General features: G+C 62.9%; 25 protein-coding genes and 1 pseudogene. 18 read left to right on the forward strand and 8 right to left on the reverse strand.

Features of this window, described 5'->3' with window-relative positions; translation table 11 throughout:
• Positions 1–267 precede the first annotated feature (267 nt).
• Complete coding sequence (locus AAFP29_RS00005) at positions 268–798, reverse strand: DinB family protein (RefSeq protein WP_419215249.1); 531 nt, start codon at positions 796–798, stop codon at positions 268–270.
• 118 nt (positions 799–916) lie between these two features.
• Here AAFP29_RS00005 and AAFP29_RS00010 point away from each other — a divergent pair, with 118 nt between their 5' ends.
• Both AAFP29_RS00010 and AAFP29_RS00015 read left to right on the forward strand, forming a co-directional pair.
• Positions 917–2371, forward strand: coding sequence for an MFS transporter (locus AAFP29_RS00010; RefSeq protein WP_419215250.1), 1455 nt, complete (start codon positions 917–919; stop codon positions 2369–2371).
• 34 nt (positions 2372–2405) lie between these two features.
• On the forward strand, positions 2406–3017 hold the full coding sequence (locus tag AAFP29_RS00015) for a nucleotidyltransferase domain-containing protein (RefSeq protein ID WP_419215251.1): 612 nt from the start codon (positions 2406–2408) through the stop codon (positions 3015–3017).
• On the opposite strand, the gene AAFP29_RS00020 is transcribed toward AAFP29_RS00015, so the two are convergent.
• Positions 2996–3304: an ArsR/SmtB family transcription factor gene (locus tag AAFP29_RS00020; protein ID WP_419215252.1), complete on the reverse strand. Its 309-nt coding sequence runs from the start codon at positions 3302–3304 to the stop codon at positions 2996–2998. The genes AAFP29_RS00015 and AAFP29_RS00020 overlap by 22 nt on opposite strands.
• A gap of 67 nt (positions 3305–3371) precedes the next feature.
• Between AAFP29_RS00020 and AAFP29_RS00025 the strand changes: the two genes are divergently transcribed.
• The 10 genes from AAFP29_RS00025 to AAFP29_RS00070 all read left to right on the forward strand — a co-directional run bounded on the left by AAFP29_RS00025 (position 3372) and on the right by AAFP29_RS00070 (position 14035).
• Positions 3372–4436, forward strand: coding sequence for an SDR family oxidoreductase (locus tag AAFP29_RS00025; protein WP_419215253.1), 1065 nt, complete (start codon positions 3372–3374; stop codon positions 4434–4436).
• An 82-nt stretch (positions 4437–4518) separates the two neighbouring features.
• Complete coding sequence (locus tag AAFP29_RS00030) at positions 4519–6132, forward strand: ABC transporter substrate-binding protein (protein ID WP_419215254.1); 1614 nt, start codon at positions 4519–4521, stop codon at positions 6130–6132.
• Positions 6129–7112, forward strand: coding sequence for an ABC transporter permease (locus AAFP29_RS00035; protein ID WP_419215255.1), 984 nt, complete (start codon positions 6129–6131; stop codon positions 7110–7112). Before AAFP29_RS00030 ends, AAFP29_RS00035 begins: the two co-directional genes overlap by 4 nt.
• Complete coding sequence (locus tag AAFP29_RS00040) at positions 7109–7897, forward strand: ABC transporter permease (protein WP_419215256.1); 789 nt, start codon at positions 7109–7111, stop codon at positions 7895–7897. Before AAFP29_RS00035 ends, AAFP29_RS00040 begins: the two co-directional genes overlap by 4 nt.
• Positions 7894–8643, forward strand: coding sequence for an ATP-binding cassette domain-containing protein (locus AAFP29_RS00045; protein ID WP_419215257.1), 750 nt, complete (start codon positions 7894–7896; stop codon positions 8641–8643). The genes AAFP29_RS00040 and AAFP29_RS00045 overlap by 4 nt, the downstream gene beginning before the upstream one ends.
• Entirely contained in the window at positions 8640–9281 is a 642-nt protein-coding gene (locus AAFP29_RS00050) for an ABC transporter ATP-binding protein (RefSeq protein WP_419215258.1), read from the forward strand. The genes AAFP29_RS00045 and AAFP29_RS00050 overlap by 4 nt, the downstream gene beginning before the upstream one ends.
• Positions 9278–10258 carry an ornithine cyclodeaminase gene (locus tag AAFP29_RS00055; RefSeq protein WP_419215259.1) on the forward strand — a complete coding sequence of 327 codons (981 nt, stop codon included), beginning with the start codon at positions 9278–9280 and terminating at the stop codon, positions 10256–10258. The genes AAFP29_RS00050 and AAFP29_RS00055 overlap by 4 nt, the downstream gene beginning before the upstream one ends.
• Complete coding sequence (locus AAFP29_RS00060) at positions 10255–11595, forward strand: Y4yA family PLP-dependent enzyme (RefSeq protein WP_419215260.1); 1341 nt, start codon at positions 10255–10257, stop codon at positions 11593–11595. The genes AAFP29_RS00055 and AAFP29_RS00060 overlap by 4 nt, the downstream gene beginning before the upstream one ends.
• On the forward strand, positions 11592–12635 hold the full coding sequence (locus AAFP29_RS00065) for a PLP-dependent cysteine synthase family protein (RefSeq protein ID WP_419215261.1): 1044 nt from the start codon (positions 11592–11594) through the stop codon (positions 12633–12635). The genes AAFP29_RS00060 and AAFP29_RS00065 overlap by 4 nt, the downstream gene beginning before the upstream one ends.
• The gene (locus AAFP29_RS00070; RefSeq protein WP_419215262.1) at positions 12632–14035 is read left to right on the forward strand and encodes an MATE family efflux transporter; all 1404 of its coding nucleotides are present in this window, start codon (positions 12632–12634) and stop codon (positions 14033–14035) included. Before AAFP29_RS00065 ends, AAFP29_RS00070 begins: the two co-directional genes overlap by 4 nt.
• Here the strand turns inward: AAFP29_RS00070 and AAFP29_RS00075 are convergent.
• Both AAFP29_RS00075 and AAFP29_RS00080 read right to left on the reverse strand, forming a co-directional pair.
• Positions 13946–14779, reverse strand: a complete 834-nt coding sequence (locus AAFP29_RS00075) for a CPBP family intramembrane glutamic endopeptidase (protein WP_419215263.1) — start codon at positions 14777–14779, stop codon at positions 13946–13948. The two genes, AAFP29_RS00070 and AAFP29_RS00075, sit on opposite strands and share 90 nt — an antisense overlap.
• Positions 14780–14843: 64 nt before the next feature.
• A complete protein-coding gene (locus tag AAFP29_RS00080) occupies positions 14844–15335 on the reverse strand; it encodes a MarR family winged helix-turn-helix transcriptional regulator (RefSeq protein ID WP_419215264.1) in 492 nt (163 codons plus the stop codon).
• A 48-nt stretch (positions 15336–15383) separates the two neighbouring features.
• Here AAFP29_RS00080 and AAFP29_RS00085 point away from each other — a divergent pair, with 48 nt between their 5' ends.
• Complete coding sequence (locus AAFP29_RS00085; protein ID WP_419215265.1) at positions 15384–16421, forward strand: hypothetical protein; 1038 nt, start codon at positions 15384–15386, stop codon at positions 16419–16421.
• Here AAFP29_RS00085 and AAFP29_RS00090 read toward each other — a convergent pair.
• Positions 16335–17171 (reverse strand): SDR family oxidoreductase, encoded by an 837-nt coding sequence (locus AAFP29_RS00090; RefSeq protein ID WP_419215266.1) that lies wholly within the window; start codon positions 17169–17171, stop codon positions 16335–16337. The two genes, AAFP29_RS00085 and AAFP29_RS00090, sit on opposite strands and share 87 nt — an antisense overlap.
• Before the next feature lie 226 nt (positions 17172–17397).
• Between AAFP29_RS00090 and AAFP29_RS00095 the strand changes: the two genes are divergently transcribed.
• Positions 17398–18846, forward strand: a complete 1449-nt coding sequence (locus tag AAFP29_RS00095) for a phospholipase D-like domain-containing protein (RefSeq protein WP_419215267.1) — start codon at positions 17398–17400, stop codon at positions 18844–18846.
• A 9-nt stretch (positions 18847–18855) separates the two neighbouring features.
• Here the strand turns inward: AAFP29_RS00095 and AAFP29_RS00100 are convergent, their stop codons facing one another.
• Positions 18856–19617, reverse strand: a complete 762-nt coding sequence (locus AAFP29_RS00100) for an acyl-[acyl-carrier-protein] thioesterase (protein WP_419215268.1) — start codon at positions 19615–19617, stop codon at positions 18856–18858.
• Between the two features lie 101 nt (positions 19618–19718).
• Between AAFP29_RS00100 and AAFP29_RS00105 the strand changes: the two genes are divergently transcribed.
• From AAFP29_RS00105 to AAFP29_RS00115, 3 genes are read left to right on the forward strand one after another with little or no spacing between them, the layout of a single operon-like run.
• Entirely contained in the window at positions 19719–20162 is a 444-nt protein-coding gene (locus AAFP29_RS00105) for a hypothetical protein (RefSeq protein WP_419215269.1), read from the forward strand.
• A gap of 18 nt (positions 20163–20180) precedes the next feature.
• Complete coding sequence (locus AAFP29_RS00110) at positions 20181–20498, forward strand: hypothetical protein (RefSeq protein WP_419215270.1); 318 nt, start codon at positions 20181–20183, stop codon at positions 20496–20498.
• A gap of 13 nt (positions 20499–20511) precedes the next feature.
• Positions 20512–21522 carry an acryloyl-CoA reductase gene (locus AAFP29_RS00115; protein WP_419215271.1) on the forward strand — a complete coding sequence of 337 codons (1011 nt, stop codon included), beginning with the start codon at positions 20512–20514 and terminating at the stop codon, positions 21520–21522.
• 3 nt (positions 21523–21525) lie between these two features.
• Here the strand turns inward: AAFP29_RS00115 and AAFP29_RS00120 are convergent, their stop codons facing one another.
• Together AAFP29_RS00120 and AAFP29_RS00125 are read right to left on the reverse strand one after the other, a co-directional pair.
• Positions 21526–23136, reverse strand: coding sequence for an MFS transporter (locus AAFP29_RS00120; protein WP_419215272.1), 1611 nt, complete (start codon positions 23134–23136; stop codon positions 21526–21528).
• A gap of 18 nt (positions 23137–23154) precedes the next feature.
• Positions 23155–24557, reverse strand: a pseudogene (locus AAFP29_RS00125) (MFS transporter).
• 86 nt (positions 24558–24643) lie between these two features.
• On the opposite strand from AAFP29_RS00125, the gene AAFP29_RS00130 reads away from it, so the two are divergent.
• Entirely contained in the window at positions 24644–25276 is a 633-nt protein-coding gene (locus tag AAFP29_RS00130; RefSeq protein WP_419215274.1) for a TetR/AcrR family transcriptional regulator, read from the forward strand.
• Positions 25277–25559 lie beyond the last annotated feature (283 nt).

Consider the following 25559-nt stretch of genomic DNA (forward strand, 5'->3'; position numbering starts at 1 on the left):
GCACACCCGCGAACACCGTCGCCGCAACACCCAACACGATCAGCAGAACTATCTGCACACGCTTTAGAACACCAAGAGGCGGCATCGCGGGTTTGTCCTCCTTCGGTGAGTAGTTGGCTGCGGGCGTTCTGTGCGACAACTGTTCCAGCTGTCGGCGACCGTCTGGGGCAAGATGAACTGAGTTCAGTAAGAAGTTAGTTGACTGGGCGCCACATTGCCAAGCGAGGGGGTCTGCACGGAGAAGGGCGCAGAGCGCATCGGACCGGCTCAGTACCCAACGGCGCCGTCGATCCGTTGGCGGATAATGTCGGCGTGCCCGAGATGTCGGGCGTACTCCTCGATGAGGTGAGTGAGTACCCAGCGGAGATTGACAGGCTGGCCGTGGCGTTTGCCGGGTAGTGCGGAATCCAGATCGGTGATCGCGGCTAGGCGGACCACTGCCGCATCCGCTTCGACGCTCCACCTCATCACATCAGCCAAGGCCGTCTCAGCGGTCGCACCGTTGATGTCTGCGTCGGGATCAGTCGGATCGGCATACGGCAACGGCGTGGACCGATCACCCAAGGCAACCCGGATTGACCAGGACGCCTCGACCTGGGCGAGGTGCCGGGCCAGGCCGGCGAGGCTGAGCGTCGACGGAGCCGATGACCGCGTAACCAGATCGTCTGCTGTGAGGCCACCGACTTTCACAGCGAATGTCTTGCGGTAGAACGCGAGCCAGCCGTCGAGGGACTCGCGGTCGGTCGCGAGCATCGGCAGCCGCGGACGGTCTTCAGCGGAGAACTCGGGGGTGCGCACGTGCCTAACTCTAGGGGAGTGATGGCGTCATGACAGTGCGTGACAGCACGCGACAGCCCTGTGAAAGCCGCTCTCCCTAGCGTCTAGCTCAAGTTCGACTACCGCTAGGAGAGACCCTATGACTACCACCTCAGCCGAGGCGTCGGCACCCTCACGCACCTATACCTCCCTCGCCGCCGCGTGGATTCCGCTCGCGGCCCTATGCCTCGCGTTCTTCGTCGAGATGGTCGACAACACGCTGTTGTCGATCGCGTTGCCGACGATCGGCCGCGACTTAGGCGGCGGCACAACCGCTTTGCAGTGGGTGACCGGAATCTACTCACTGACTTTCGGCGGTCTGCTCTTGACGGCGGGATCGATTGCCGACAGATTCGGACGCCGTCGAGTCCTGATGGTGGGGCTCACCGCGTTCGGCGCATTGAGCCTGCTCGTGATCGCCGTGAACAGCACCGGTGAACTCATCGCCTTGCGCGCCGCGCTCGGTATTGCTGCCGCGGCGATGGCCCCGATCACGAACTCGCTGGTATTCCGTCTCTTCGACGACGAGAAGCTTCGGATGCGCGCGATGACCATCATGATCATCGTCGGCATGGCCGGGTTCGTCCTCGGGCCACTGCTCGGCGGCACCGCGCTGGCTCACGTGCGCTGGGAATGGCTGTTGGTCATTAACGCGCCAATCGCGTTGATCGCCGGCATTGGTGTCTGGCTGGGCGTCGACGCCGACCGTTCCGACGGATTGACGAAAGACGCACTCGACGTCCCCGGCGCTCTGCTCAGCATCGTCACCATCGGTCTCGCATGCTGGTCGCTGACTAGCGGAGTCGAACACGGCTGGTTGTCCGCTGCCACTATCGCCGCCATCGTCGGCGCTATCGCCGCCGGCATCGCATTCGTCTGGCACGAACGTCGAAGTGCCGCACCGATGCTCGATATTCGCCTGTTCTCCAACGGCACGGTTCGTGGCGCGGCAATCGCCCAGATGGGCACGGCGATCGCGATGGCGAGCGTGATGTTCGGGCTCATCCTGCACTTCCAGTACGCCTACGGCTGGAGCCCGGTCAAAGCCGGACTCGCCAACCTGCCGATCATTGTCACGATGCTCGCGGCAACTCCGCTCTCGGAATGGCTTGCGGCGCGGTTCGGTCATCGCATCGCCTGCCTGATCGGCGCACTTTGCCTAACCGGTTCGCTTGGTGGCCTCGCCTGGGGTGTCGAACACGGGTACCTCGCCATCGCGATATCGATGGTCGTGATGACGATCGGACTCCGCACGGTGATGACCATCTGTGCCATCGCACTGGTCGGCGCGATGCCTGCGAATCGCACCTCGATCGGCGCGGCACTCAACGACACCGCACAAGAAGTCGGCACCAGCGTCGGCACCGCGATCGTCGGGACGCTTATCGCGGTCCTGGTTACCACCCAACTGCCAACCGGTGTCTGGAGCAGTGCGTTAGTCGAGTCGTTCTTCCATGGCGAACGGATCACCTACGGTGTGCTGGCGGTAGTCGTCGGTCTGATCGCCGCGGTCGGCGCACTCACTCTGACCGATTCGCGTTCCACGCAGGAGTAGCACGGCCATTCGCTGACGAGATAGCCTGGGAGCCATGCACTTTCGTGCCCGCATTCCGACGACGGCTGACACCGCGGAGTTCTACGACCGCTACGGTGCCTGGGCGATCGTCACTCCCGACGACGTGCGGGCGATCCTCGACGGCTTCGACGCACCGTGGTGGATCGCCGGCGGTTGGGCGATCGATGCCTTTACCGGATCGAGCCGGGGCCATGACGACATCGACGTGTGCATCTTCCGCGATAACACCGACGACTTCCGCCGAGCCTTAGATGATCGTTATCACCTCTGGTCGGTAGGTCCGTTGGGTCTACGGCCACTGACCGACGAGACTCCACTTCACCCCGACGCCGATCAGATCTGGATACGTGAGAACGCGCGATCGCCCTGGCTCCTCGACATCTTGGTCACCCGTGAAAGAGACGGTCGCGGCACCCGATGGACCGCCGCCGACGGCCTGCGCTATCTCGCGCCCGAATACGTCCTCTCTTTCAAGGCAAAGTACCTCCGGGACAAAGATATTGACGACTTCGATCGCGCATGGCCGTTGCTCGCCCCCGATGCCCGGCGGGTGTTACACGACTACCTCTCGGCGAATCATCCCGGCCACGACTGGCTTTCGCGTCAAATGACTGACGGCAGCTGACTAGTCAACCGTTCGACGGCGGCTTCGTCCCGGCGGTAATGCGACCACTGTCCGATCTTGGTGCAATGCACCAGACCCGCTCGCTGCAACACTGCCAGGTACTGCGAGACGGTGGACTGCGACGCACCCAACCGGGCCTGAATGTGCTTGAGGCACACGCCAACTTCTTCAGCGGGACGCAACTGCGGCGGAAATGACTCGGGTTCACGGAGCCAACCGAGGATCGTCAACCGCTGTGGATGGGCAACGGCCTTGAGCGCGGCCACCAGCCAGTCGTCGTCAGTCACGAAACCAGACTATCGCATCATCGCAATTATGTGATAAACAGATTCATCGTAAAATCACGATCTATAGATGGGTAGGGTCATGAACGCGAATAGGGCAGCTTTGGTCGTGGGAGCACGTGGGGTCATCGGGAGCAATCTCGTCGACTATCTGGCGGCCACCGGCGAGTGGGAGGTCGTCGGGCTGTCCAGGCGAGGGGGCGCTGACGAGCCGAGGGTGAGGCACCTCAAAGCTGACCTATTCGACGTCGAGTCCACCCGCTCGGCGGTGGCCCGGGCATCGACCGCGACCCACGTGTTCTATGCCGCCTACCAGGACCGCCCGACGTGGTCTGAACTCGTCGAACCCAATATGACCATGCTGCGCAGCATCCTCGATTCACTCGATCTGCTGCCCGGCCTTCGGCATGTGAGCCTCATGCAGGGCTACAAGGTTTACGGCGCACATCTGGGGCCGTTCTCGACGCCGGCGAAGGAAAGCGACCCACCGCATATGCCGCCCGAATTCAATGTCGATCAGCAGCAATTGCTTGAACAACGTCAGTCCGGCCAGGCGTGGACGTGGTCGGCACTACGACCGTCGGTGGTCGCCGGCATCGGCTTGGGCAATCCGATGAACCTCGCGATGGTATTGGCCATCTACGCGTCGATCAGCAAAGAACTCGGTGTGCCACTCAGGTTTCCGGGTAGTCGCGGCGCGTACACAAGCCTGATTGAGATGACCGACGCCACACTCCTGGCGCAAGCGACCGAGTGGGCTGCCACGACACCCGACGCCGCTAACCAGGCATACAACATCACCAACGGTGACATGTTCCGGTGGAGTCGTATGTGGGCATCGGTCGCCGCGTACTTCGACCTTCCGGTTGCCGACCCGCTGCCGATGTCACTCACCGATGTTATGGCCGACAAGGCGCCTGTGTGGGATGCGATGGTCGCTAAGTACGGGTTGAAGCCAACGCCATACGAGGACGTCTCGTCCTGGCTATTCGGCGACTTCGTCTTCTCGTGGGACTACGACGTTATCGCCGATACGTCAAAATCGCGTCGCGCAGGCTTCCATAGCTACGTGGATACCGAGGGGATGTTCACCAGAATCTTCCAAGATCTGCGAGATCAACGGCTGATTCCATAAGGAAACCCGCATGTCAGCGAGGTGAGTCACTTCACACTAACAATAATGAAAACCATTACCAATAACTGTTACGCTCTCCGCTGTGTCATCGACCCCGCGCTCCTGCCTCAAGCCTCTCGCCGCAGTTCTTGTCGTCGCGTTTGCGATCGCGGGGTGTGGGTCCGCGCAGCGATCAGGCACTCCCGATCGATTCGTCGTGATCGACGCCGAAGAGCTCGGTGGGCTCAATCCTCTTATGGGACATGGTGATAGCGGCGAGTCGAAGATCTACGAGAGCCTGTATCGCGTAACCGAGGGACAAGACGATCGCATCCCTGACGCCACCCCTGTTTTAGCGCAAGGGCCACCGGTTCCGGTCAACGGCGACCTCTCGCACTGGCGGGTGAAAACTCGTCCGGGCATCCACTTTTCCGACGGCACACCATTCGGTCCGAGAGACGTTGCCGCCACCTACAACGCCGTTATCGACAAGCGGTTCGCAGCACCGATCGCCGCGAATTTCGACTTCATCAAATCTGCGGAAGTCATCGGGCCCAATACCGTCGACTTTCATCTGACCGGTGCTTATGGTGATGTCGCGCACCGCCTATTCCTGTCGATCGCGCCGGCGGCGTCGCTCGCCAAGGCTGAGCCAGCTGACCAATCGCGGCTCAATGATCATCCCATCGGAACCGGGCCGTACGCGCTCACCGAACTGCGCCCGGATCAGATGGTGCTGACCGCCAGGCCCGGCTACTGGGGTAGTGCACCCGGCATTCGGACTTTCGTCGTGCGACGCACCGACGATGACAAAGCGCGCGCCGCGCAATTGGTCGGCAATGCCGATGGAACTCGCTTACCACCGGAGCTCGCGAAAGCGGTCGCCAAAGATGGATACCGGGTGATCACCGCTAAGACCGACGATTGGCTCGGCGTCACGCTGCCGCAGGCAGATCCGGTGGCAGGGGATCTCGCGATCCGACGCGCGCTGAACCTCGGCGTGGATCGCGACGCGATGGTGCGCGACATCCTCAAAGGTGAAGGGCAGCCGGTGTCCACGCTGGTCACCGCCCAATACGGAGACGCATACGACTCGGCGCAGGATTTCTCGAACCTGCCCGAGCAAGCCAACCGTGAACTTGACTCGGCCGGTTGGCAATTGGGCCCCGACGGCATTCGTGCCAAGGATGGCCGACGGGCACGATTCGATCTCGCCTACTACCCGACAGACCTGTTACGCCGGGATATCGCGATGGCCACGGTCGCCGATGCGAAACGGCTCGGAATCGAGATCAATCCGGTCGCCGTGGAGAAGTCCACCATGACCGAGGACTACATCACCAAGACCGCCTTCCTACTTGGCGGCGGAGGTCAGCCCTACACATTGGATACGCAGCTGTACCCGAAATTCCATTCCAAGTACGCACCCGCGGGTGTCGGATCCAAGTGGGACAACGCATCTCGCTACGTCAATCACACTATGGACCGAATTCTCGACGAGGCCCGCACCGAGACGGATGTGCGCGAACGTGATGCGCTATACCGGGAATTCCAGGCTGAATACCACCGCAACCCGCCAATGTTGGCTCTAGTCAATGAGAATCATGTCTACGTCATGCGGGACAACGGCTGGCGGCCGGGACCGACCGCGCTGGAACCGCATACACATGGGGTGGCTTGGGGGCCGTGGTACTCACTGCCACGGTGGACTCGGTGAGTCATCGCGCCCGACAACTCGTCGCGATGAGTGGTCGGCGCGCGGTCTTCGGAGCGGTGTTGGTCGTTGTCGTGTCGCTGGGTACCTTCGCCTTGGCCGGAATGAGTCCGTTCGACCCGCTCGACGCGTATCTCGGCAATTCCGGCGACGGCTATTCCGAGGCGCAGCGCGCCGACCTTCGGCAGACCCTTGGGTTAGATCAGGGCTGGTTCTCCGCGTGGACGCACTGGTTGTCCGGCGCATTCACCGGTGACCTCGGCTTCTCCCGTGCCTATCACCAATCGGTCGCCGATGTACTAGCCGACAGGTTCGGCTGGACCCTGCTGCTCGGCGTTTCAGGCGCTCTCGTCGCCGTGATAGTCGGAGCAAGTCTCGGTGTCGTCGCGGGCCTGCGTCCGGCTAGCGTCGCTGATCGCCTGGTCACGATATTCGCCTCAGTGCTGCAAGCGGTTCCACCGTTCATCGTCGCGCTGGGCAGCGTCCTGGTGTTCGCGGTGACTCTGCGGATTGTCCCGACGTCGGGTTTGACAGATCCGGGCGGCGCGATCACCGCTGAGTCGACTCTGCGCCATCTCGTACTCCCCGCCCTCGTGTTGGGTATCTCCCAAACACCTTGGCTCGCGTTGGGTTTGCGGCAGGCGATTGTGGTGGCGGGGGGTTCCGACGCGATCCGCGGTGCCCGGTCCAGAGGCATTCCTGAGCGGATGATCGACCTGCGTCACATCGTGCCAATGGGCCTCGCGCCCTTCTTCGCGCTCGTTGGGGCCCGGCTGCCCGAGCTGGTGGTCGGGGCGGCAGTGGTGGAAACCGTGTTCAGCTGGCCAGGCCTTGGCGAAGCAACCGTGACCGCCGTACGCGCGCAAGACTTTCCGCTGCTGGCTGTCATTACCGTGCTCACGGTCGCGGTAGTCGTCGTCGGCAATCTGGCAGCCGACGTTGGTGCCGCGATTATCGATCCGAGAATCGAGGCCGACGGATGACCGCACGCGTGGCGTCGCTCGCTACGCTCGCCCTGCTGTTGTGCTACGCCGCTTTCGGTCCGTTGTTGGCGCCCTCGTCCGCAGCAGATGTCGACTTCTCCGCGACCGGAATTGGTCCCGGCGCAGCGCACTGGTTCGGCACGGATTCGTCGGGGCGTGACCTATTCGCGATGGTGGCCCAGGGCATGCGAGTCTCATTGGCCATCGCCTTCGCGACGGCACTGCTGTCGACGGCGTTCGGTCTCGCGGTCGGACTCGCGGCGGGCACGCTCGGCGGTTGGTGGGACCGGATCGGAATGCGTGTCGCCGACGTGATGACCGCGATTCCGAGTTTGCTGCTGTCGCTGCTGATCGTCGCGATGTTCCGGGGCTCGGTCGTCGCGATAGTGGTGTCGTTGGTATTGACGCATTGGACGACGGTCGCCAGGGTCGTTCGTAGCGACGTCTTGCCTCTGCGGAATGCCGAATACGTTGAGGCTGCACGACTTTCCGGGTTGCCCCGGCGACGCGTTATCAGCATCCACCTCTTGCCGCCGGCAACTGCGCAGGCAGCGATCGGCGGTGCGCTGTTGGTGGCGCACGCCATCTGGCACGAGTCGACGCTGTCTTTCCTCGGCGTCGGGTTGCCGCCGCATGAGGCATCGCTGGGAACCCTGCTCTCCGATGCCCAGGAATCGTTGCTGCTTGGTCAATGGTGGCTCCTGGTGTTCCCGGCAGGTGCGATCGTCGCCTGCACTCTCGCACTCACTGTGATCGCGCATTCCGTTGGGAGGCAACGGCGATGACCTTGTCAGTCCGTGATCTTTCCGTTCAGATCCCACTCCCCAATGGCGGCGTGGTGGACGCTGTCACGCGGGTATCCCTTGTGGCACAACCTAGTCGGATCCACTACCTCGTCGGTGGATCCGGATCGGGCAAATCAACCCTGCTCGACGCGATCACCGGACTGCTGCCCGCCGACGCGATTATCTCCGGGCAGATCGCAACCGACGAGACTGGGTGCGGGCTCGGTCACACCATCGGCGTTGTGCCACAGTCGCCGGCCACCAGCTTCACTCCGGTCCGACGGCTCGGGTCTCAATTGTCCGAGGCGGTGAAATGCTTGGGCGGCAAGCGAACTCCGGAGGAGCTTCTGGCGATGGTCGATCTGGACGCCCACGCGCTGCGACGCTATCCGCACGAGTTGTCGGGGGGAATGGCTCAGCGGGCCGCGATCGCCGCCGCTCTGGCCGGTAACCCGCCGATCCTCCTGGCTGACGAACCAACGGCATCGCTAGACGCCCAGCGCTCACTCGAGGTGCTGACGATGTTGACGACACTCGCGGCAACGGGACGCGTTGTCGTAGTGGCAACGCATGATATCGCCGCGGTACGCGCGGCGACCGTTGGCGGCAACGCCGACGTATCGGTGATGTTCGCCTCCCGGGTGGTGGAGAGCGGGCCGATGCGGCGGGTGCTCACGACGCCTGAGCACTCGTACACCGGGGAGCTATTGGCGGCGAGCGAGTACCGATTCGGAGCGGCGCGATGATCGCTGCGCGCGACCTCAGCGTCTCGGTCGACGGCCGGAAACTTCTGAGCGGCGTTGATCTCTCGGTTGCGCCCGGCGAGATGGTCGGATTGATCGGCCCGTCGGGATCGGGGAAGACCACCCTCGGTCGCGTTCTGGTCGGCCTGGGCCTGCCTGACGCCGGGACCGTTGAAATCGATGGTGCACCGTTGCCGCACCGCCCGGACGGTCGCATCACGATGCTGTTTCAGTCGCCACGCCGATCCTTCGACCCTCGGCTGCGGATACGAGCCGCTGTGCAGGTGTGTGCGAATAAGACTCTCGCAGAATCTGATTGGGATCGTCTGTGCGATCTCGCCGATCTTCCTGTCGAACTGTTGGACCGGCTTCCAGGGCAGGTATCACAAGGGCAGTTGCAACGTGCGTCGCTTGCCCGCGCATTGGCGTCGAATCCGAATTACCTGGTCTGCGACGAGCCGACTTCGGCGCTAGACCCGCTGGCCGCCTCCGCGGTGATGATTGCTCTACGCCGCACAGCTGACCGGGGCACCGGAGTACTCGTCGCCGCGCACGACGTCCCCCTACTCGTCGCCACCTGCGACCGTGTTCTCGAAATCCACAATGGCACCCTAGTGAAGAAAGAGGCATCCACATCGTGACCCGCCCCGGACCACGTCTGCACATTCTCGCTCGACGCGACCTCGACGACTTGGAGCTAAGTCCGTCCGAGGCCATCGGCCTCGTGGAGGATGGCTACCTCGCGTATGCGCAGGGGAAGTCAGCCAATCCGCCCAAACTCATGGTTCCAATGCCTGCTCGCGATTCGGTCGCGTATTCGATGCTCGGCTATGACGGCTCACTTCAGCAAGCGGCATTCAAAACCAGCTACCGGCAAGGCAGCACCTCATCGGAGCGGTACTACACAACGATCACCCTCTACGACGACGCGACTGGGATGCCACATGTCCTGATGGATTGCCAACGCGTAGGTGCCACTCGAACTCCCGCGAGTAGCGCCCTGCTCGCACGCACCTGTGCCCGGCCCGGGGCGCGCACGGCGTTGATGGTCGGCACCGGAATCCAAGGGGTTCGGACCCTGCCGTATCTACTCGCCGCGGTGCCGACCATTGAGCGGCTTCGCCTGTTTGGAACTCACCCCGGCGGAATCGCCGACTCAATTGCCTTGGTGAGTAAGAACTTTCCAGGCTGCGAGGTCGAATTGGTTGATGACGTCGAGCGAGCGGCGGCCGACGCCGACATCGTCGTCGCGGCGTCCGGGCGTGCCGCCCACCCCAAGATTCGCCTCGGCTGGCTACCTTTGGGTGGGTTACTGATCTCAGTCGCGAGCAAAGGGGTCGCCGAGGGCACCCTCGCGGATGCTGACTACACGGTCGCGACCAATGCCGCGCAGGTAGAAGTCACCGGGCAACGAATGGCCGGCCCCGATGGCGCATTCCGAATCGATGCCGAACTGCCAGATATCCTGTTGGGCAGATCGGTTGGTCGTCGCGCCGAGGATGACCGGGTCTTTGCTTTCAGTAGCGGAATGATCATCACCGACATTCCGGTCGCGCACGCCCTGGCTACTCGTGCGATTGCTGCGGGCCGCGGGTCGGAGGTGGCGCTGTGGTCATGACATTGCCTGCCGTCGAACGGGATTGGGCTCGAGCGGCTCGTGACTCATCGGCTCTGCTCGACGTCGCACGGGCAGTGGGCGGTGGACCGTTTCACGTGATTCATCCGCCGACCTTCGCCGAGAACCTGAATCGACTCATGGCTGCACTCGACGCTGAAAACGTAAACGGCACAATCTATTACGGTAAGAAGGCCAACAAGGCGGCTGCTTGGGTATCCGAATGTGCCCGTCCGGCAGCGGGAGTCGATGTCGCCAGCGTGCCCGAACTCGTCGCCGCATTGGCGGGCGGCGTGCGCGGGGTCGACATCGGCGTGACCGGCGCGGCCAAATCCGACGACCTGCTATGGCTGTCGGCACGTCACGACTGTCTTATCGCCCTCGACGAGTACACCGAGTTGTACCGGCTCAACGATATTGCCGAGCGAGGTGACCTGAGTCCGCGAGTGCTGTTGCGTATACGCCCGCCGTCGGCCCCGGCCAGCCGCTTCGGATTCGACCCCGCTAGCGTCGGCGACGTCGTCGCCAAGTGTGTCGATCTTCGAGTTAACTTGTGCGGCTTCTCCTTTCACCTGGACGGCTACGAACCGGGACCGCGCGCGGCGCTGGCTGCCGAGCTCATCAATCGGTGCCTGCATGCTCGGACGCTTGGTCATCGCGCCGATCGGATCAGTATCGGCGGCGGAATCGCCTGTGCCTACGTCGAAGAATCCGACTGGGTAAGTTTCGACGAAGCACGCACCGATTCCTGGTTCCACGGCGGACGCAATCCCGAGCGCACCTATCCGTATTTCCAGGCGCCGACCGGCGCGAATATGGTCACCAGAATCTTGCGGCACGAGACCTCCGGAATCCCCCTCGCGGCGAGGCTACGTGACGCCGCAGTGGCGCTATTGATCGAACCTGGTCGGGCGTTGGTCGACGGGGCCGGCTTCAGTGTCTTCCCAGTGCTCGGCTGTAAAGACAGCCCAACCGTCGGAACCACTCCGGCCCATCTGATCACCACGGTCGCGGGCCTGTCGATGAGTATGTCCGAGCAGTGGAAGGGCAGCGAATTCCTGCCCGATCCGATTCTCGTGACCTCGGGTGATACAAACGGTCGTGCCGACGGGCCGGTATACACCGCCATCGGCGGATCGAGCTGCATGGAATACGACGTTCTCACCTGGCGCACGGTTCCGATGCCTACTAGGCCCCGGTACGGAGATCTCCTGATCTACTCCAATACCGCTGGCTATCAGATGGATAAGAACGAGAGCGAATTCCATCAACTGCCCTTGCCGCCCAAGATCGTGTGGACCGGTACGTCCTGGCATTTCGACGGTGGGTCTCTGCGATGACCATCGTCAGCCGCACCTCCGATCTGATCGGCGATACCCCGCTTTACGAATTGGCTCGAACGGGTACTGGGACGAGGCTGTTGCTCAAACTTGACCACCTCAATCCCACCGGCTCGTGCAAAGTACGAATGGCCCGTCAGATCATCGACGAAGCCGAACAAGCGGGTCACCTAAAGGCGGGCGGTGAAATCATCGAGCCGACGTCGGGCAACACCGGTTGCGGCCTCGCGCTGATCGCTCTGGAGCGTGGGTACCGGTTTACCGCTGTTGTCGATCATCATGCGGCACAAGATAAATTACGAATGCTCGCGGCTCTGGGTGCGGAGTTGGTCTTCGTCGACTCGCCACCGGGTGGCGGTGTCGCATCGGTGCGCAGGCGGGCGGTGGCGAGTCGACTGGCAACCGAGCGCGACGCCTTTCACCCGGATCAGCACAATCACAGCGGCAACGGAAACGGGTACTCGAGCCTCGCCGGGGAATTGCTCGATGAACTAGGTGGCGTCGATGTCCTCGTCGCAGCCATCGGGACCGGCGGTTCGCTATGCGGAACCGTCAGAGCGCTTCGTGCGCACGGCGCCCGGACCAGATCGGTTGCCGTGGAACCCGCGGGTTCAATCATCTTCGACGGTGCCCCCGACGTCTACCACCAAACCGGGGCCGGGAGCCCAGCGGGATTTCCGGTGGGCCGCAACGTCGTTCACGAACTGATCGACGAGTCTCATCAAGTCGCCGACGCGGACGCCTTCGCGTGCGCACGGGTACTTGCTCGCCGCAACGGCATGCTCGTCGGGGGAACGACAGGTGGGGCGGTACACGTCGCCCTGCGTCGACTGCTCGACTATCCGTCGGGCAGCACGGTTGTGGTGTTATGCAACGACACTGGCGAGAAATACCTCGAGTCTGTGTTCAACGTCGACTGGTTACGTGCTCGCGACGTATACGACGAACCGGCCCACCGCCGCGTCGACCGCTGGTTGTCGGCGTATGCCGATTCGGTTCAGGTCGCCCAACGAGATCTTCGGCGGCGGGCGAGCGCATGAGCATCACATCTCGACGAGTCGACGTCGGCGGCTACCGAGAACTGACGTTGCTGGCGGGACCGATCGCCGGCGTTCAGCTCGCTCAAGTAGCACTGACGACGGTCGACCTAGCGATGCTTGGACTACTGGGCGTCACCGCGGTCGCTGCCGGCGGCCTGGCGATCCTGCTGTACAACCAGGTGCGGACGATGTGCGTCGGCATGGTTACCGGCGTGGGCAATCTCGTCGCGGCGGCCGCGGGGCGCGGCGAACAACGCACGGGCAGTACGGATCTCGATGTGGATGCGCAACAGGAGATCCGGTCGCTACTTCGGTCAGCGCTGCTCGTGGCGACGCTCACCGCCACCGCGGGTGCGACGCTATTAGTCGGTATCGCCCTGCTGCTGCCGCTGCTCGGCCAGCGCGCCGAGGTGGTTTCGCTCGCGCGCGCGATGCTGTTCGCCCTCGCGGGCGGACTGTTCCCGATGGTGTGGCTTAACGTGTTGCGCCAGTTCGCCGTTGGCCTGCGCCGACCCGGCTCGCTGCTGACGGTTACGTTGGTCTCGATCGGAGTCAATGCAGCACTCAACGCCGCGTTTATTTACGGATGGTTTGCGATACCCCGCCTCGGGGTGGCCGGGGTGGGGTTGGCGACCTCGCTGGTTCAGGTCTTCACTCTCGCGGCATTCGTGTCGACGCTCCGGCATGATCGGGTCCTCCGATCACTGGTGTCGCTCGCTGCCTGGCGGGCCGATCCAAAGGTGGTGCGCCACATCATCAGACACGGCACACCCATTTGCCTCACCTACGGTTCAGAGGCCGCGATCACGTCCATTGCCACGTTGATGATGGGCGGCTTCGGACCGGCGATGCTTGCTGCGTCGAATGTCGTGAACCAACTGGCGTACATCGTCTATCAGTGCAATATCGGGTTGTCGCAAGGAGCTTCGATCTTGCTTAGCCGCGCACTCGCTCGCGGTGAGAAGGATGCGCCGCCGATGATCGCGCGGCGGGTAGTGATTCTGTCGTGGACTCTGATGACGGCCGTGTCGACCTTCTACCTGGTGGCCCCGGCGCTGGCACTCTGGCCGTTTCTCGGCGCCCACGCCGACGCCGCGGTGATTGCCATGGCGTCGAGCCTGCTCATTTTTGCTGTCGCTCAGCAATTCTGTAAGGGCACTCAAAATATCTTTGTCGGGCTGCTTCGCGGCCTCGGCGATACCAAGTCCGGGCTCCGCGGCACCCTGATCGGCTATTGGGGTATCGGAATACCGCTGATGGCATTGTGCGCCTATGGATTTGGCTGGGAGGGTTGGGGTGTGTGGGCCGGATTATGTGCGGGATTCGGTACGACTGCCGTGATTCTCGGTCGTAAGTTCTTCCGTAGCTGGAATAGCGAGGGCGATGGCGCCGGCAACTAGATAGCCCGCTGCCAATGCCCATGATCCGGGCTGCGACGAACTCGTCTGCGTGCTGTAGAAGACGCAGAATATGCCCGCGCAATTGTTGAGAGCGTGCAGAGCGATCGCCGTACTCGGGCGGTAGGACGACATCTCCATTGCCTTCCACACCAGCAGGGAGAACCCGACGGCGAATCCGGCGAACGCCAGGATGGGGATATGTGTCTGGACGCTGCCCGGAGTCCAGAACAGCGGCAGGTGCCACGCGAACCACGCGATCCCCGCGATGACCGATCCTGACCAGCGGCCGAGCCGGCTAACCAGCCACGGCTGCAGGACGCCCCGCCACCCGACTTCCTCCTGACCGCCGCCGATTATCAGCATGAGCAGTAGATAGGGCACGACTAGCCACAGACTTGGTGCGGCTGACACCTCTTCGTTCGTACCTTGTTGTACGACTGCGGCAAGTGCGACGATCAGTAGCACGATCCCGCTGAACCCCAGCAATGCCAACTTCTGCCGCGGTAGCCGGATGGCGGAGCGCAGGATCATCGCGATCTTTCGCGCGCCTACACGATGGGCGACCAGGGCTAGAATCACCGCGACGAATGGTCCGATATCGCCGAGAACGCCGAATAGGGCGGGGAGTGTCTCATCGCCGAAGTGTTCGCTGACGACTATCGCCGATATCCACCAGAGCCAACTCCACGAGAAGGCAAGCACGACGTACCGAATGACGAAGCCACGAGTCTGAGGGATCTCCACGCGTCGAAGTATTTCCGTGGCGTCGGCGCATTGACATCACCCCGGAGTACTGAACCTGTGCGGATTAGTCACCCCGTGGTCGGGGTGTCTTCTCGCCTCGACCCCGGCTGACTCGAGCGGTGTGCGTGCGCAGGATATCGGTGGTAACACGCTGAAAGGTGGTGATAGCCGCGAGTTCGGAAGCGGAGAAGGTGGCCATAAGTTCAGCCATATCGTCGCCCAGTGGACCGAAAATGGCAGCCAGGTGCCGGTTCAGATCGGGATCATCGACTAGTGAGACAAGTACGCGACGTCGGTCATTCGGATCGGGGGAGCGTTCGGCATAACCACGTTCGGCAAGTCGGTCAACGAGTCCGGTCACCGCTCCCGAGGTCAGTCCGGTCTGTCGACTGATCTCCGACGCGGGTGCCGGTCCAGTGCGGCGCAGTATGTCGATGGTCTTGCGCTCCACCGCGCTGAGCCCAAGCGATCGCCCGACCGCATCGTGGAAAACCACGATGGCCGTGATGAACTCACGGCCGAGGAGCTCGCCGTCGCTTGGCGTCTGTTCTGTCATTCTCTGAGAATACTTCCTATTCATTAACTTAGTCTCTAAGATACTTTGATGCTGAATAAACTGAAATCGGCGCCGGTAGCACTCTTCCTGCTCGCTCCGCTGGTTGGCGAATTCTTTCTGGGCGACTTCCCGGTCGTGCTAATGCCGCTGATCCTCGTACTCGCACCGTGGTATGGAGCAGGCGCGTTGTTGATTCGCGAGATCGCTCGACGGCGGGGCGGCGGGTGGCCCGCGATCGTATTGCTGGCGCTGGCTTGGGCGATTGCGGGGGAGGGGCTATTGGGCCAATCGCTGTTCAACCCGGACTACGCAGATCAGAACTTGCTGAGCAAGGCCTATATCGCACAGTTCGGCATGGGAGCGGTGTGGACCGCTTTTGTGCTCGGAATCCACGTGGTGTGGAGTATCTGCCTGCCGATCGCAATCGTCGAGTTGGGTATGACGCGACCGCATCGCGCGATGCTTGGGCGACGATCGGCCGCCCTTTGCGTACTCCTGCTTGTCGTCGGGGCCGTCATCACCTGGAACACGGCGTATCGCGCCTGGGGGGAGTTCGCCGCGTCGACATATCAACTCTTTGGTGCCGGAGTCGCCGTCCTAGTCCTGGTGGCGGTCGCGCTGGTATTGCCAAGGCGACGACGCGATCGAGTTGCCAAGGCGCCATCGGAGCGACTTGTCCTCAGCCTTGCACTGGTGGGTGGCGGAGCATTCGTGGCCGCGGTGTGGCTTCCGTCCGAGTTGTCACTGATCATCATGTCAATCGCCGCAATCGGCGCGCTCGGTCTCGCGACCGTATGGTCACGTGCCGTCTGGACCGGTAGGCAGACGTTGGCATTGATCGCCGCTCTATTGCTGACTTATGGCTGGACCGCACCGATTCGGATGTGGGGAACCCAGACGGTCGATCATCTGCTGGCCACCGTGAGTGCGGTGCTGTATCTCGGTGCCGAACTTTTGCTAGTGCGAGCCCTTGGGCGCCGAGTGCGGTCGCGGTCAATGTCAGCCGAAGAGACCGCGGTGGTCGCGCGCCCAGTCTCGATAGCTGCGCGCGGGTCTGCCGAGGACGGTCTCGACGGTGAGCGTTAATTCGACGCCGTACTCCATCGCGAACTCGAATGAGCGCAGCAGTGAATCGATAGCCGCCGCCGGTATGCCGACATCGGCCATCCTCGTGCGGACGTCGTCGGCGGGTAGCTCACGAACGGTGAGGTCGACGTCAAGCAGTCGTGCTAGGACCTGGAGTTGCTGGCGAGGTGAGACATGTTGGGGCCCAGTCAAATTCAGCGTATCCGAGGTTAGCTCGCTGCCAGTCAGAAGTGCGGTGGCCACATCGGCGACATCGCGTTCGTCAATGGGTGCGGTAGGCGCGTCGAGATAGGGCCCCTCGGCGACGCGGTCGGTTTTGATCGTGGGAGCCCACCAATGAGCGGTGTTCAATGCGAACGGCACAGGTCGCAGAATGTAGCGGCGACCCGAGAAGTCGACAGTCCCGTCCTCTAACGCTCGGTGGTAAGCGCCGGTCGGGCTGAGTGTGTCAGCCGCTGACGCGGTCGACACCTGTACGAGACGCTCGATACCCGCGGTGCGTGCCTTGGCCATGAGTTCGGCCAGCCGGACGATCGGGGAGTTTCCGAGCGCTGGCGCCACGAGAAGAATCGAGCGACAGCCGGAGAGCAACTGATCAGCCGGCGCGGCGGAATCTACTACCTCGACCTCATCGGGAAGCCCGGCGTCGGCGGGCGTTCTACTGGTGGCGCGAACAGTCCTACCTGCGCCGAGCAACTGATCGACAACGCGGCGCCCCACCGCTCCGGTCGCGCCGGTGACTAAGAACATGTCGCCATTGTGCCGCAACCGGCCCAAGTCCTGTCGGATACGAGGCCGCACCTCGTGTTCCCGCACGCGTGGTGGGTATTGGCAGTCGTCGCCGCTGTTGGGGCGATCGCGGCTCTCGGAATGTCCCCGAAGCAGGAGGGGCCTTCGTCGGCGGAGCAGGAATCGGATAAAAGCGGCGCGACCACGGGATAAATCAGCGGTCATTGGCACCCGCTACTGTGATCGCGTGACCGATATCGCGCCGGTACTCGTCCCCGGCGACACATGCTGGCGGATCGCGCCCGCTGCGCGGATGGCCGTGATCGTCGATGCCGCTGACTACTTTGCCCACGCCAAATCCGCACTGCGCCAAGCCGAGCGTCGCGCGATGCTAATCGGTTGGGACTTCGACCGTCGTATCCATTTGGACCCACGCGAGCCCGAGGATGGTGTCCCAGATGAACTGGGCGCGTTCATCGGCTGGTTGCGGCGGGAGAAACCCGACCTTGAGATCTATATCCTCAAGTGGAGTGTCGAGGCACTCGCGGGCATCACCAGGGGGTCGCTGCCCTATTTCGTGCAGAACATCTTGAGCGGCAAGCGAATTCATCTGCACGCCGACGACGCTCACCCGCTGGGGTCGGCCCATCATCAGAAGATCGTCGTCATCGACGACGAATTCGCCTTCTGTGGCGGAATCGACATGACTCTGAACCGATGGGACACCTCAGACCATCTGCCCGACAATGACTTTCGCACCGGACCGGATGGCGAGCAGCACGATCCGTGGCATGACGTCACCGTAGCGCTCGACAGCGAAGCCGCTCACATAGTCGCCGACGTGGCGCGCGCCCGATGGGAGTCCGCGACCGGTGAGCGGCTGGAACCGTTGTCGGGCAACAGAGCCGCGATTTGGCCGGTCGGCCTCACGCCTACGTTCACCGGTCCTGACGTCGGAATTGCCCGCACCATTCCCGAATACGGCGAACGGGCGGAGATCTACGAGATCCGAAATTTACATCTGGCCGCAATCGCGGCGGCACAACGCACCCTATACATCGAGAGTCAGTATCTGGCATCGCAACATATGGCCGACGCTCTCGCGACACGTCTCGCCGAACCCGACGGACCGGAAATAGTTGTCGTGTTGCCGAGGCACGCCGACAGCGACGTCGAGCGCAAGGTGATGGACGGCGCCCGTCAGTCGTTGCTCAGCAAGCTATGGGAATCGGACCGCCACAACAGATTCCGCGCCTATTACCCGGTGACGGCGGTCGGCGGGCCGATCTACGTTCACGCCAAGGTACTCATCGTCGACGACACGCTCCTGCGGATCGGGTCGTCGAATCTGAATAACCGATCGATGGGCTTCGACAGCGAATGCGATGTCGCGGTTGAGGCAGATCCGAATTCGGTTGCTGATCAAGAGCTTCGACGGACCATAACGTCGGTCCGGACGCGCCTGCTGGCCGAACACCTGGATATCGACCCCGACGTCCTCGACGAGACCATCGCGTCGTCCTCGATGATCGCGGCGATAGATTCGTTGTTGACCGATGCCAAGTCGCTACGGGTGTTCACTCCGGAAACCGTCGCAGACGAAGGCTCGGCGTTGGCGCACTCCGAACTCTTCGACCCGACCGATGCCCGAGCCACCCGGTTGGAGCGGATCATGCGGGGATTCCTACGGCGTTGACGGACTGGCTTACCCCAGTGGCTCTACCCGCGCCGACGCCCGCACGTCGTCGCCGACGACGAACCACGCATCAAGCCCGCCCTCGCTGGCAGTTGATGCCAGCGTGAGGTGGTCGGCTAGCACCAGTGGCTTCGCGTATTCGACGATGGTCCGGTACGGGACGACCTGTTCGCCCATCAACTCTTCCACCGCGCCCAGATACGCCGCGTTATTGACATGACCGAGCCAGTCCAAATCAATTGTCCGCAAAGGATAATCGCGTACTTCGACCTCGTCGGCCGCGGTTTTTGCCAATGCGGGCTTCCACCGCAGGCGATGTTCGGTAGTGGTCGCGAGCATCGGTTCGAGAAAGGCGTCGCTCATGCGTGACGGCAGTCCGGACTCCACGTCGAAGTGGATGAGAAATGCTTCAGTCTCGATCAGCCCGCCATCACTGCCTTCGATGCGCACCCGCATGTTGCACCACCGATTCGACGTTGCCGCGCACCATCTTTGCAGCACCACGTCGGCGCCGAACTCGATTGGGGCGATCACGTCGATCACATTGCGGCGCACCACCCAACCCTGATGGACATCACCGCCCGGGGTGTGGCCGAGATGTTCGTAGCCGATGTCCTGAATATAACGGGCGACGGCATCGAGCCGCAGTCGGCGATGCTGATCGGTGTCGGCGAGTCGAACCGGCCACGACGCGCGGTACGGTCCGTACCCCCGCTCGACGCTGAGCTCGGTCGGCTCGGGGATATCCGGCAGCGGGGTGGCAATGACCATGGACCCCATCGTGCCCTACCTCCCTGTCCACCCAGCGGCCAGCACATGAGAAGCTACTTGACGTTGTTGCACCGGCAATCCGCCAACGATAAGGACACTTGATGCGTTCACGTCACACGTTTAGCCGCCACCTGAGCGCCGGAGTACTGGCTGCCCTCGCCGTCGGCGGGCTCACCGTAGCAGCGCAGCCGGCGTCGGCAACACCGGGCGTGATCAGTGTCGACTCGGCTGTCTATGCCACTCCCGGCGGTCACGGAAACTTCCGCTGGCGCTACGCCGCTGGTGCCGGCCACGAATGCCGTATCACGCCGACCGGCCGCTCGCTCGCGGTGGAATGCGATGCCCGGCCCAGCGCCGTTCGCCTCTTCGGTCGCCATGTCACCGCAACCACCTACGACAATCCGTGGGCCTCGGCGAAACGCATCAAACCCAATCACCAGATCTCCGTCGAGGGCGTCACCTGCGTCGTCGGTTACCGCGCGAGCGTCACCTGCAACACACGCTCGGCCAAGTTCACCATCGTGGACGGCGTCGTCAAACACTGACCGCCTACGCTGGGATCTATGTCGATAAGTCCAACGGTTCCAGTTGTCGCAGCAGGCCTCGTCGGAGGATATGCCGCCGCGCGTTATACCGGCCGACGCGAACTCGGCGGTGTCATCCTCGCCGCGGCCGGTGCCTACAACACGCGCGAATGGGTCAAACAGGGGCCGGGCGTCGCAGCCGGACTCCTCGCCGGGTATCTCGGTGCGTTTGGTCTGTCGCATCCGCTCGCCAAGAAGATCGGTGCGTGGCCGTCGGTTGCCGTGGTGACCGCGACCGCGTCGGCTGCGACCTTTGCCGTCACCTCGCAGAACATCAATCGCCCGCCGAACGCCTGATCCAAGGAGAATCGTGACCGTCCCAGCTGACTTCCCCGCGCTAATCGCCACCGAGAACGACGGCACCATTGATCTCGCGCTCGGCCGACTGGCAGCGACTGATCTGCCTGACGGCGATATCACCATCGCCGTGGAGTTCTCGGGCGTCAATTACAAAGATGCACTTGCGATTACGCCACGCGGGGGAGTGGTTCGCAAATACCCAATCGTTCCCGGAATCGATATCGCGGGCACCGTCGTCGAGTCACGCGACCCAGCCTTTGCCGCAGGTGACCGGGTCGTAGCACACGGCGGTCCCGTTGGCACTGCCGCGCACGGCGGCTATGCGGCAGTCGCGCGCGTACCAGCCGGGCAGGTGGTGAAGCTTGAAGCCCTGACCACGCGCGAGGCGGCAGCCATCGGCACCGCGGGATTCACCTCGGCGATGAGCGTCGCGGCACTTCTCGACCACGGTCTAAGTGCCGACGACGGCCCGATTGTCGTCACCGGCGCCACCGGAGGAGTCGGCAGCGTCGCTGTCGACCTTCTCGCCGGTCTCGGCTTCGACGTCCACGCCTCGACCGGAAAGTCCGACGCCGCAACACTTCTCACCGATCTCGGAGCCGCGACCATCATCGGACGCCTTCCTGAGGATCCCGATGCCAAGCCTCGTCCGCTCGGCAAATCGAAGTGGGCCGCCGCGGTGGACTGTGTCGGCGGCGCAACCCTCGCCGACGTCATCAGCACCATCAACTACGGCGGAGCAGTCGCCGCGAGTGGGTTGACCGGTGGGCCGCAACTGAATACGACAGTTCTCCCGTTCATCCTGCGGGGGGTGTCGTTGCTTGGCATCGACTCGGTATCGATCAAAGCTGAAGTCCGCCGAGCCATCTGGGCACGGCTGGAATCCGATCTGCGTCCCAAGCGGCTGGAGAAGCTCATCGTTGATGTCGACGTCAAAGATGTTGCCGATTCACTGGCGTCAATTGGCAAGGGCGGCAACACCGGCCGCACGGTAGTGCGAGTCGACGGAGGCTTCGAGTAACAGCTACTCGGCTGGGATTTCTTCCGGGCGATAGTTCGGTAGCCTGCTTGCCGGGAATATTGCGGTCGCACTGATCGCGCCGAGGATCAAGAGGCCGAGCTTCAGGGTGCGCAAGCGGACGTCCTCGTTCACCTCGACGGCGGCATTGATCTGCGCGGGCGTCGCGTCGGTCTGTTCTTCGAGCGTGGTCCGCAGATTGTCATTGCTGACGAAGTTCACGTTGTCCAGATTCACTTGCGCGACAAGAGAATCGGGCAACTCGGGATGAGCGACGACGGACGAGGCGACGGTGAAGCCGAGAATCGTCACCAACATAGCGCCGGCCACTGCGGTGCCGACGGCTGATGCCAGGTTCTGCGTCGTACCGCGTACCGATCCGACGTCGCCGGCCAGCTTCTTCGGTGCCGAGGTCACCAGGACGTTGAACACGAGCGTGACTAGCGCACCCTGCCCGAGGCCGAAGACAATGAGGCCGCCAACGGTCGCTGTCGTCTCCCAGTTGTTGTTGACCACGAACGAAAGCCACACCAGCGCGACGGTTGTCAGGACGAATGAGAACACCCCGATTGCCCGCGGGCTGTACCGCTTGTAGAACTTCACCACCAGCATCGCGGTCACGAATACGGTGAGGTTGAACGGAATCATGGCCAGTGAGGTGTCAAAGGCCGACCGTCCCTGAACGATCTGAATATAGAGCGGCACAGTGAAATTCAGCGCGGCCTCCAATGAGACCACGATGAACATGGCGTAGACGGCGGCACGCTCCCGGGAACTGCCCAGGACGGACAGGTCCACCAGCGGCACCTGCCCGGCCTTCATCCGTCGTCGAGTCCAGATGAAAAAGGACTGGCCGAGCATTACACCGATGAGGATCATCACCGGAGCGGGGGAGATGCCCTGAATATCGAACGGGGCGTTCGGATCTGCGAAGAACACACCCCATCCGTTGAGATTGTTGAAGCCGAGGGTGAGCAGTACGACACCGGCACCGATCAGAATCGCGGCCACGACGTCGATTTCGATATCGGGATTGCCCTTGTCTGATCGCAGGGTGAAGCTGAACGCGAAAACAATGATCGCAATCGCCAACACGATGCCGAACACCGGGCGCCAGCCGACCGCAGTACCCAAGGCGCCGCCTACGAAGAACGCAGTCATCCCGGAGACGGCACGGGCCGAGCCAAGCGATCCGACCGCCGTCGCCTGCTGTTCGCCCGAATAGTTCTCTGCGATCAGCGCGACCAGCGCCGGCACGATGATGGCTGCCGACGCACCGGCCAAGCCCTGGCCCGCGATCGCCCAGCCGACCGAGGGCGACACGATCATCAGCACTGACGAACACGCGAAGGTGACTACGACGAAGCGGAAGATGGTTACCCACCCGATCCGTTGTCCGAGTTTGCCGCCGAGCATCACCAGCGCGGCGACGGCGAGGCCGTACATGACGATGGTCGTGCTGACGGTGGTTGGTGCGACGCCGAAGTCGTCGACCATGCCGCCGATCGAAACCGGAAGTGCCGCAACGTTGAACGACATCAGGATTTGCCCGAAGAACAGGCAGACCATCGGGAGCCAGGAGCGTCGATCGGTGTGCGCAGCAGCGGAAGCCGTCATTGTGCACACCCTAGCGGTCTAGATCGGTCGGCGCGCTCGATCGCTCGGCAGAATCAACCAGGCCGCCACACTCGCGGCGACTAGAAACGCCGCACCGACGGCGAGTCCCATCCGATAGCCGTCGGCGGCGACGGTGTAGTGCGCGGCAATCGTGACCAGGACGGCCAGGCCAATGGTGCCGCCCAGCTGGCGCGAACTGTTGAGGACTCCCGACGCCACACCGGCGTCGGCAGGCGAGACTCCGGCGGTCCCGACTGTGCCGACCAGGACCATTGAACCGCCGATACCCGTTGCGGCAAGGAGTGAGGGCAACAGAATGCCCGTCCAGAACGAGAACTCGTCGGGTAGTCGGGCGAATAACGCGAGGCCGGCCGCTCCTAGCAGGCCCAGCATGGCGATCGTGTTGCGCGACCCCAGTTTTGGTGCCAGTTTCGACGACAGAATGATTCCGGCGAAGACGAAGGCGCAGAACGGTAGGAAGAGGACGCCGGTCAGTCGGGGGCTGACATTCCACACCGTCTGGATGTACAGCGAGCAGAAGTAGAAGGCGGCCAATTGGCCAGCAGCGAGCATGAAGCCAAAGACGTTGGCGCCCAGGATACTTCGAGTAGCGAGAACGCGAATGGGCATCAGCGGATGTTGGCCGGTGCGTTCGGCGACGACGAAACCCGCGAGTAGGGCCACGGCGACCGCGATTCCGGTGATGGTCCGCCACGACCCCCAGCCGTATTCACCGGTTGCGGTCACCGCGAATACCAGCGCCGCCACTCCGACGGTGACCAGTACGCCGCCGAGCAGGTCGACGCGTGCGGACGACCGGTGCCGGTCGGTGTTGATGCCACGCAGCGAGGCGGCCAGCGCGCCGAGGACGATCGGAACATTGACGAACATCACTGCGCGCCAGTCGAACCAGTCGGTCAACAGTCCGCTGGCCACCACGCCGACGGCGCCGCCGGCTGCGCCGGCTCCACCCCAGATGCCCATCGCCCGTTTGTGTATGGCTTGATCACCGATTGTGGCGACCAGCGCCAGAGCTGCGGGGGCGAGCACCGCCGCGGCCAATCCTTGTACCGCGCGTGCGCCCACGAGCTGCCACGGCGCGGTGGCGAATCCACCCGCCACGCTGGCGATACCGAAGATTGCGAGCCCGCCGAAGACCACTGTCCGCCGTCCCCACACATCGCCGAGCCGACCGCCGACCAGCATGAAGCCGGCGAAGCTGAGCAGGTAGGCGTTGACCACCCATTGCAGTCCGGCGGCACTGAAACGAGCTCGGTCGAAATCGCCGGTAGCGCGATATTGACCAGTGACATATCCAGCCCAACGGTGAATTGAAGTAGGAATACCGTGGTCAGCAGCGCGCCGTGGCGCGCCTGAGTGGTAGCCGGGGTTGTGATCGTCACTTGGACTCCCTGATTCATACATGTACGAATTAGTACGCGTACGAGAATGTACGCTACGGCGAGTGCGATGCCAAGAGCAGTGAGCAATGCGAGAGGATGGATAGATGCCGCCCGCCCGATCCCTGCAACGAGACGACATCGTCGAGACTGCGATCACGATCCTGGAACGTGATGGCGTCGAGGGCCTGAGTATGCGACGCCTCGCGATCGAACTCGATTCCAAGCCGATGACGCTTTATCACTACGTACCGAATAAGTCGGCGCTGCTGTCCCTGGCGCTATCCGAAATCGCCGCCCGTATTCCGTGGGTCACCCCGACTGGTAACCCGCGTGATCGGATGGTCATCATCGCGATGGATATGTTCGATAAGCTCCGGGAAATTCCGTGGATTGTGTCGATTCTGAGTCAAGGCACCAACGTCGGCACGCCGGCCCTCGCGTTGGCCGACGAATTCTTCACCGCCGCAGCGGAATTGGGCGTCAACGAGCAGGACACCCTCGATTTGTGGCGAGCCGTTTGGTACCTCGTTGTCTCGGAGCTCCAGTGGCTCGACACCTTGGCGCATCGTAACGCCGACGATCAGTCGTGGCACGAGAAAATGGACCCCGTTCAGGTGGCCCATCTGCCGCGAGTCGCCGCGATCATTCCGCGCTGGCGAGAGTTGTCGGCCGGATTCGACATCCGGCGCGCCATCGAGGCTCAGATCGACGGTGTCATCGCACGGGCACAGCGGTAGGACAGTCTGCTGGAGCTAGATGAGGGCCGAGATGGTCATCGCGAGCGGATATAGCAGGCGCTCGCCGGTTTATCAGGTCCGGGCGAAACGAAGAAACGCGCGCGGCCCTGTTGACCCAGCTGTCCGGAGCGTGGTCGGAGATTACGGGTCAACCGGTGGCTCAACTGATTTTCGGGCTCATCGACGTCGACCCGACCCCGGCGATGGCGGCAGGCTTGATCCTCCCGGCTCCCGGGGCATGAAGCGCAGTGGGCGCTCGAGAACGCCGGCGCACTCGAGAAGC

The sequence above is a fragment of the Gordonia sp. CPCC 205333 genome, from assembly GCF_048537885.1.
Classification (GTDB): Bacteria; Actinomycetota; Actinomycetes; order Mycobacteriales; family Mycobacteriaceae; genus Gordonia.

Coding starts and splice junctions, on each gene's coding strand:
- AAFP29_RS00010 (WP_419215250.1), top strand. CDS start 917: ATGACTACCACCTCAGCCGAGGCGTCGGCACCCTCACGCACCTATACC.
- AAFP29_RS00015 (WP_419215251.1), top strand. CDS start 2,406: ATGCACTTTCGTGCCCGCATTCCGACGACGGCTGACACCGCGGAGTTC.
- AAFP29_RS00025 (WP_419215253.1), top strand. CDS start 3,372: ATGGGTAGGGTCATGAACGCGAATAGGGCAGCTTTGGTCGTGGGAGCA.
- AAFP29_RS00040 (WP_419215256.1), top strand. CDS start 7,109: ATGACCGCACGCGTGGCGTCGCTCGCTACGCTCGCCCTGCTGTTGTGC.
- AAFP29_RS00045 (WP_419215257.1), top strand. CDS start 7,894: ATGACCTTGTCAGTCCGTGATCTTTCCGTTCAGATCCCACTCCCCAAT.
- AAFP29_RS00050 (WP_419215258.1), top strand. CDS start 8,640: ATGATCGCTGCGCGCGACCTCAGCGTCTCGGTCGACGGCCGGAAACTT.
- AAFP29_RS00060 (WP_419215260.1), top strand. CDS start 10,255: ATGACATTGCCTGCCGTCGAACGGGATTGGGCTCGAGCGGCTCGTGAC.
- AAFP29_RS00065 (WP_419215261.1), top strand. CDS start 11,592: ATGACCATCGTCAGCCGCACCTCCGATCTGATCGGCGATACCCCGCTT.
- AAFP29_RS00070 (WP_419215262.1), top strand. CDS start 12,632: ATGAGCATCACATCTCGACGAGTCGACGTCGGCGGCTACCGAGAACTG.
- AAFP29_RS00080 (WP_419215264.1), bottom strand. CDS start 15,335: ATGACAGAACAGACGCCAAGCGACGGCGAGCTCCTCGGCCGTGAGTTC.
- AAFP29_RS00085 (WP_419215265.1), top strand. CDS start 15,384: ATGCTGAATAAACTGAAATCGGCGCCGGTAGCACTCTTCCTGCTCGCT.
- AAFP29_RS00090 (WP_419215266.1), bottom strand. CDS start 17,171: ATGTTCTTAGTCACCGGCGCGACCGGAGCGGTGGGGCGCCGCGTTGTC.
- AAFP29_RS00100 (WP_419215268.1), bottom strand. CDS start 19,617: ATGGTCATTGCCACCCCGCTGCCGGATATCCCCGAGCCGACCGAGCTC.
- AAFP29_RS00105 (WP_419215269.1), top strand. CDS start 19,719: ATGCGTTCACGTCACACGTTTAGCCGCCACCTGAGCGCCGGAGTACTG.
- AAFP29_RS00110 (WP_419215270.1), top strand. CDS start 20,181: ATGTCGATAAGTCCAACGGTTCCAGTTGTCGCAGCAGGCCTCGTCGGA.
- AAFP29_RS00120 (WP_419215272.1), bottom strand. CDS start 23,136: ATGACGGCTTCCGCTGCTGCGCACACCGATCGACGCTCCTGGCTCCCG.
- AAFP29_RS00130 (WP_419215274.1), top strand. CDS start 24,644: ATGCCGCCCGCCCGATCCCTGCAACGAGACGACATCGTCGAGACTGCG.